This window comes from Corynebacterium sp. ACRPE (assembly GCF_022347435.1).
Taxonomy (GTDB): Bacteria; Actinomycetota; Actinomycetes; order Mycobacteriales; family Mycobacteriaceae; genus Corynebacterium; species Corynebacterium tuberculostearicum_D.
The window spans coordinates 1-6,540 of sequence record NZ_JAKRNA010000042.1; the positions used below are offsets into that span (position 1 = coordinate 1).

The 6,540-nt window shown below is 67.6% G+C and carries 7 protein-coding genes, 1 pseudogene and 1 riboswitch; of the genes and pseudogenes, 2 read left to right on the forward strand and 6 right to left on the reverse strand.

The genetic code is table 11. From position 1 onward, the window contains the following. Both MHY13_RS11855 and MHY13_RS11860 read right to left on the reverse strand, forming a co-directional pair. A pseudogene (locus MHY13_RS11855) lies at positions 1–212 on the reverse strand (hypothetical protein); the annotation flags it as partial. 150 nt (positions 213–362) lie between these two features. After that, on the reverse strand, positions 363–677 hold the full coding sequence (locus MHY13_RS11860) for a multidrug efflux SMR transporter (protein ID WP_005327239.1): 315 nt from the start codon (positions 675–677) through the stop codon (positions 363–365). A gap of 8 nt (positions 678–685) precedes the next feature. Then, positions 686–756, reverse strand: a riboswitch (guanidine-III (ykkC-III) riboswitch). Positions 757–782: 26 nt separating this feature from the next. On the opposite strand from MHY13_RS11860, the gene MHY13_RS11865 reads away from it, so the two are divergent. Next, complete coding sequence (locus MHY13_RS11865; protein WP_239283225.1) at positions 783–1,631, forward strand: NAD(P)-dependent oxidoreductase; 849 nt, start codon at positions 783–785, stop codon at positions 1,629–1,631. A 116-nt stretch (positions 1,632–1,747) separates the two neighbouring features. Then, complete coding sequence (locus tag MHY13_RS11870) at positions 1,748–2,785, forward strand: HNH endonuclease signature motif containing protein (protein WP_239283226.1); 1,038 nt, start codon at positions 1,748–1,750, stop codon at positions 2,783–2,785. Positions 2,786–2,872: 87 nt separating this feature from the next. Here the strand turns inward: MHY13_RS11870 and MHY13_RS11875 are convergent, their stop codons facing one another. The 4 genes from MHY13_RS11875 to MHY13_RS11890 form a co-directional block, all read right to left on the reverse strand. Beyond that, the gene (locus tag MHY13_RS11875) at positions 2,873–4,252 is read right to left on the reverse strand and encodes a protoporphyrinogen oxidase (protein WP_239283227.1); all 1,380 of its coding nucleotides are present in this window, start codon (positions 4,250–4,252) and stop codon (positions 2,873–2,875) included. After that, positions 4,253–5,287 (reverse strand): uroporphyrinogen decarboxylase, encoded by a 1,035-nt coding sequence (gene hemE / locus MHY13_RS11880; RefSeq protein WP_239236248.1) that lies wholly within the window; start codon positions 5,285–5,287, stop codon positions 4,253–4,255. It abuts the gene before it with no gap. Between the two features lie 37 nt (positions 5,288–5,324). Then, positions 5,325–5,816: a tellurium resistance protein TerC gene (locus tag MHY13_RS11885; RefSeq protein WP_239283228.1), complete on the reverse strand. Its 492-nt coding sequence runs from the start codon at positions 5,814–5,816 to the stop codon at positions 5,325–5,327. Beyond that, positions 5,813–6,540: hypothetical protein (locus tag MHY13_RS11890; RefSeq protein ID WP_239283229.1), on the reverse strand; the 728-nt coding region annotated here is incomplete at its 5' end. The genes MHY13_RS11890 and MHY13_RS11885, both read right to left, overlap by 4 nt.

Below are 6,540 nucleotides of genomic sequence, written 5' to 3' on the forward strand. Positions count from 1 at the left end.
GCGCTCGCTCCGCGCGACCTGCCTCGGGAGGACGCCCCGGTTCCCTCGCCGCCGACCGAGCCGCCTTCGCCATCGACCGCGGCGCCCGCTCCTGCGTCTGGTTCGCGTCCTGGCCCAGCGCCCGCACCCCAGCAGCGGCCCGCGCCAGCGCCCGCACCGGCACCCCGCCCGCAACCTGCGGCGCCGGCCCCACGCCCACCTGCGCGGGACAAAAGCGGCCTGCCGAACCTGAATATCCCGCCGCACGAAGTCCGCGGGCGCATCGAGGACGCGGTGCCTGATATGCCGGCCGTGCCCGCTATGCCTGCGCCCGCCCCGCCACCTGCGCCGCCGCTGCCGCCCGCGCCGCGGATTCCGGGCCTCTAACTCACCGCTTTCAACCCCACGATGCCGCCGATGATCATGGCGAGGAATAGCACCTTCCACACGGTGGCGGCCTCGTGGCCGGCGGCGAAGGAATAGATAACTGCCACCGACGCCCCAACGCCCGCCCACACCGCATAGGCCGTGCCCACCGGGATGCTGCGCATCGCCCACGCCAGCCCGCCCATGGAAATTGCGCAGGCCACGAGGAAAATAAGCGAGGGCCACAGGCGCGTAAAACCTGCGGACTTATCCAGCGCCGCCGCCCACACGGCCTCGAATGCGCCGGAGAAAATCAAGATGAACCACGCCATAGCTGCTTCCTGGCCGTCTTGTCGCGTTGCCGGGTACGGCTCCCTCGTCCGGGGCTCGCGCAAGCCGCGGCGAACCTGCACCCAATGATGGCACACTAGAAAACCATGAAGATTGCATTTCTTGGAACTGGCCGCATGGGAACCGAACTAGCCCGCCGCCTGCTCAAAGAGCAAGACGGCATCGAATTGACCGTCTGGAACCGCACCGCCGAGCGCGCCCAGCCGCTGGTGGAGGAAGGCGCCGAGCTTGCCGTCTCGCCCACCGAGGCCGTAGCGAACGCCGAGGTCATCATCACCTCTCTCTTCGGGCCTGACGATGTCCGCGAGGTCGTCGTCGAGCCGCAGCTCATCCCCGCGGGCGTAACGTGGATCGACACCACCACCGTCTCGCCCAACGATGCCCGCGAATTCGCCGCCGCCGTGGACACCTACGTCCACGCCCCGGTCGTCGGCACGCTCGGCCCGGCCCGCGAGGGCAAGCTCGGCGTCTATGTGGGCACGCCTGACGACGCCCGCCGCGAGCAAGCCATGTCCCTCGCCGAGTCCTGGGCGGGCGAAGACAAGCTCATCGGAGTGGAAGCGGCGGCTACGGCGGCCATCGGAAAGCTGCTGGCGAACCTCGCGCTCGCCGTCACCGCCGAGGGCCTGCTCGAAGCCCTGCAGCTCGGCGAGTCCGAGGGCCTGGACTCCGAGGTGGTGCTGCAGATGCTAGATATCACCGGTCTGTCATTCATCGCCAATATGAAGGCGCCGTTTATCACCGGCGAGCGCAATACCGACCCGGGCGATTTCACCGTCGACGCCCTGGCCAAGGACGCCAAGCTCATGGAGATGACCTCTACCAAGCCGCTGCCCGCCCTTACCGCCGCCATCGGCCGCTTCGAAGAGATGCAGGCCATGGGCCACGGCAATCAGGACTTCTCCTCCATCTTCGTCTTCCGCAATAAAGGCTAGTTATCCACAGGTCCGCCGGGCGTGCGGGCCGAAATTCTCCCTTTCGGCCCTAGTTATCCACAGGTTTGCGCGCTCGTCCTCGCGCGGGTTGCGCGCCGTAGCTTAGGCTGCGGGGCATGACAGCTCTTCAGACTTATCTCGCGGCCTTGGCGCCCGGCATCGACATCGTTGCCGGGTGCGTCGGCATGTCTGAAGACCAGCTGCGCGCCGCCGGGGCGCCCAATAAGACGGCCCGCACCTTGCTCACGCTTGCCGACGCCCTCTTTGCCCCCACCTCCTTTACCCGCCTCCAACGCCAGGCGGTTACCGCCGCCCGCGACCGCGCCCACCCACTGCCCACGCTGGAGGTCATCGAGCGCTACGCATCCCGCGCCAAGACCAAGCGCGACGCCTGGCGCCTGCGCGTGGAGCTGTGCCGCACCGCCGCCGATACCGATGAGATGGAAAAGCTGGCGCGCAAGAAACTGCGCGAGCTCAATCCCCCGGCCCCGCCGCGCCCCGGCGTGCGCATCCGCCGCCGCAAGGACGCGCCGTGGACCCTCGCGATTACCGGGCCCTCTTCGCTCATCGCGGATTTGGAATCCAGCCTGGATGAGGATGCTCCCCTCGATTCCGTTGCGGAGCTCTTCTCCCCTTCTGGCGCCTCCCCGGCTGCCCGCCCAACCATTACGACCAACGCGATCATCACGCTCGACGAGCTTGACCGCATCATCGATGGCGACGGCGAGGAAATCACCATCCAGCTCACCAACGGCGCCCGCCTCACCGGCGCGGAACTCGTCTCGCGCACGCTGGCAGAGCGCGGCCTTATCACCCTCGTTCACCCCTTCGAGGGCGCGGTCAACCTCTACCGCACGGAGCGCATGGCCAACGAGAAGCAGCGGCTCATGGCCGCCGCGGAAAATCCGGTGTGCCCGTGGGCCGAATGCAACTATCCGGCGGATAAATGCCAGGTGCACCACTTGCAGGCGTGGCAGCACGGCGGCGATACCAATATGGCAAACCTCGCCACCTGTTGCCCGTACCACAACGGCGTCAATGACGATGACCCGAATGCCCCACCGGTGCGCGGGCGCCTCGTTCGGCGCCGAGGCCGCGTGGTGTGGCAGCCACCCTGGGCTGACACCGCGCCAGCACCGCCATCGGCCCACTAGCCCCCTAAACCGCCAGGCAGCAGGATGCCCTGCTGCCGCATTGGCGTGCCCTCAGCTAGCGAGCCCCGCAGCTAGCGAGCCCCGCAGCTAGCGAGCGATGCGAGCCGCAGCGGCGCGGGCATCCGCGATGACATTGGGTACGCCAACCCCGCCGGCCCAAGCGCCGGTGGCATCGATGCCCGGCGTCGCCGCGAGGGCGCCGCGCGTGCCGGCCACGGTTTCCAGGTGGCCGGCATCAAAGCGTGGCAGGCCGCCGAACCAGCGCTGGGTGAAAATCTCGGCAACGCCCGCGGCGCGGCCGTCGAAGCCGGTGAGGCGCTGAAGGTCATCGAGGGCGTAGTCGACGAGGTCGTCTTCCTCGGCGCGGACGATGGCGTCGTCGCCAAAGCGGCCGAAGGAGGCGCGCACCAAGGCACCGCCGCGCTCGGCCAGGTGCGGCCACTTGCGCGAGGACAGTGTGAAGGCCTTGGCGTGCACGTCGTCTTGGTCGGTGGCCACGAGGATGCCGGAATTTTGCGGCAATGCATTGCCGGCCGGGTCCGTGTCAGACTCGAACTTCAGGCCCACGACTGCCGACGCCGCCAGCTTCACGCTCTTCAACCGCTCCGCCGCCCGCGGGGACACCTTGGGGAGCAGGCGCGCTGCGGTCGGGGCCGGGGTGGCCACCAGCACGCGGTCGAAGGGGACGGTATCGCCGGGTGCGCCGGCCAGGCGGAATTTCTCGCCCTCGCGAGTGATGCCGGAGATGAAGGTATCGAGGTAGATCTTGGCGCGGGATTTATCGGCCAGCGTCTCGTAGAGTTCTGCGTAGCCGCCGCGGAAGGTCTGAAAGACGGGTCCGCCGCTGCTCGGCTTGGCCGCGCGCGCTTCTTCCAACGAGCGGACCGCGGCCGAGAGGGTGACCGGGCCGCGCGCGGAGAGCGCGTCGAGCGTCTCGGCCAGCGCCGGGATGGTCGCGCGCACACCCAGGTCATCGGCCGAGCAGGAGTACACGCCGCCGAGGAGGGCGGAGATGACGTGGTCAACGAGGTCGTCGCCGAACTGCTGGCGCACGAGCTTGCCGACGGAAACGTCGCTCCCAGCCGTCCACTCGAAAGGCTCCTCGTTGTCGATGCGACGGGCGGTCTCGGCCGAAACCAGGTGTGCGACCGGCTCCGAGTGCGAAGGAATGCCCATCATCCCGCCGCGCGGCAGCGGCTTAAGCTCGCCGGAGTACACCAGGGAGTGCAGACCGGAGGGCTCAACCAGGCTATCGCCCAGGCCGAGGGATTCGATGAATTCCACGGCGTCGTGGCGGCGGGCGAGGAAGGCCTCGGCGCCCATGTCGGTGGGTCCGCCATTAAACGGCACGGAGTACAGCTTGCCGCCGATGCGGCCGGCGGCCTCGAAAACCTCAACGTCGTGGTCGCGCAGCTCGTAGGCGGCCGTCAAGCCCGCCAGGCCAGCACCAATAATCGCAATACGCATTTAGCCCTCCTCGTGGATGATGGATACGGCGCGGGTGATTGCCTCCGCGTCGGTAGTTGGCAAGACCCCGTGGCCGAGGTTCCAGATATGGCCGTCGATATCGCCGCGCTCGCGGGCCCGGTCGACCTCGCCGCGGATGGTGCGCACGGCCTGGCGCACGGCGTCGTCGCCGGCAAAAAGCATGGCCGGGTCGAGGTTGCCCTGCAACACGCGGGCGCTTACGCGCTCGGCCGCGGCGTCCATGGGCACGCGATAATCGACGCCCATAACTTCCGACCCCGCCTCCGACATAGCCGGCAAGAGCTCGCCGGTGCCGACGCCGAAATGGATGCGCGGGATAGTCACGCCGGCCAGGATCTCCCGGGAGTACGGCAGCACGAATTCGCGGTAGTCACGCTCGTTGAGGTAGCCGGCCCAGGAATCGAAAAGCTGCATGGCGTCAATGCCGGCGTCGACCTGCACCTGCAGGAAGCGGGTGATGGTCGGCACCAGACGGCGCATGAGCATGTGCCAAGTCTCCGGATCGGCGTGCATGAGGGCCTTGGTGCGCTCGTGGTTCTTGGATGGCCCGCCCTCAACGAGGTAGCTGGCCAGCGTGAACGGCGCGCCAACAAAGCCGATGAGTGCTTGGGTTTCGGTGAGCTCGGCCAGGATGCGGGCGATGCCCTCGGTGACCTCGGGGACGTCGGTATCCAGCAGCGGCAGCTTGCCGACGTCCTCCCTACTCCGCACCGCCTGCTCCATCACCGGCCCACGGCCCGGCACAATATCGACTTTGACGCCCGCGGCCTTGAGCGGGACGACGATATCGGAGAACAAAATGGCGGCGTCGACGTCGTGGCGGCGCACCGGCTGGAGGGTAATTTCTGCCAGCAGTTCCGGCATGAAGCAGGAATCGAGCATGCTAATACCCTCGCGGGCGGCGCGGTACTCCGGCAGTGAGCGGCCGGCCTGGCGCATGAACCAGACTGGGGGGCGGGAGGGGGTGCGGCCGAGGGCGGCGTCGATAAGCGGGGCACGATTGAGTCGAGACATGCCCCAATTATGAATCAAAAGTTGGAGTGAGGGCTAATTAGCCACGCAAGCTGCGGTCCTTGATGAAGCGGTTGGACTGCGGCTGGAAAAGCAGCGCGAGGGCGACGATCAAGGTGATGGGGATAATCAGCAGCCCGAGCCCGCCGATGCCGAGTGCGAGTGCGGCGATATTGGTAAAAAGCGCGAACGCGATGACCACGGTAATGATGCGGCGTGCCCACTTGGAGCCGCCAGCCAGCTGCGCCGCGAAGAGCGCAAGCAGGATAGCGCCGACGGAGTTGGTCACCGCGACGAACAGGCGATTGGAGTGGAGATACTCCGCGACCTGCGCATTCTGCGGCTCCACCTGTGGCCCGCCCGAGCCGAAGATGCCCACCATGCCGCTGACCAGCATGATCACGGCGCTGACGACGAGCACCCAATATGCCCAGCGCAGCGGCCGCGGCCACGCGTCGAGGTTCTCCTTGGCGGAGGTGTTTCGGGCCGCGCGGTTATAGTCGCGGGGCCCGGGCCGATCGGTGTTATTCATCGCTTATCCTCCCGGTCAGTGCGGCTAGCGCGGTCGGCACGGTTGGTGCGGTCGGGGTGTTCGCGCTTGCTGTCGTCACGCTTGCCGCGCTGGTCGTCCTTGGAGCGCGTGCGCTCTTCTTCGGCGCGCTTCTTCTCGCGCTGCGCTTGCTCGAGTTCCTTTTCCAGCTCGCGCATCTGCTCGAGTTCGCCGGTGTAGTCCAAGGTTTCGGCCCGCACGGAGAAAATCAGGCCGAGCACCGCCGCGACGCCGACGAGGATCTGCACCATGCCATCGGCGGCAAAGAGCCAATCGGGCACGTCCGCGCCGGCCGGGGTGACCATGAAGGTCAGCAGGATGCGGAATCCGAAGTAGAGCGAGAAGGCGAACCACACGCGGCGCGAGGTGCCGGCCCGCTTGCTGCGGTTAGCAAGGGACCGCAACAGGAAGGCCAGCAGCACGATAATCGCCAAGGATATGGCCGCCGAAAGGGCGACGGAGCCGTAGGCGGCGGTGCGGAGGAAGGCGTCGGAAAGCTGGGCTTCATCCACGCCGGCCGGTGCGGATTTGGCCATCTCCTTGGCCTGCGACATGAGTACGTCGTGGTTGAGCAGCGTGAGCACCACGTTGAGCACCTGGTGCACGGCCTCGCCGCATAGCGCGCCCAGCCACAGCCACAGCATGTACGTCACGGACTCCGGCCGCTGCTGCTGCCGCGGCGGGCGGTGCGTGGGAGGGGCAGGGG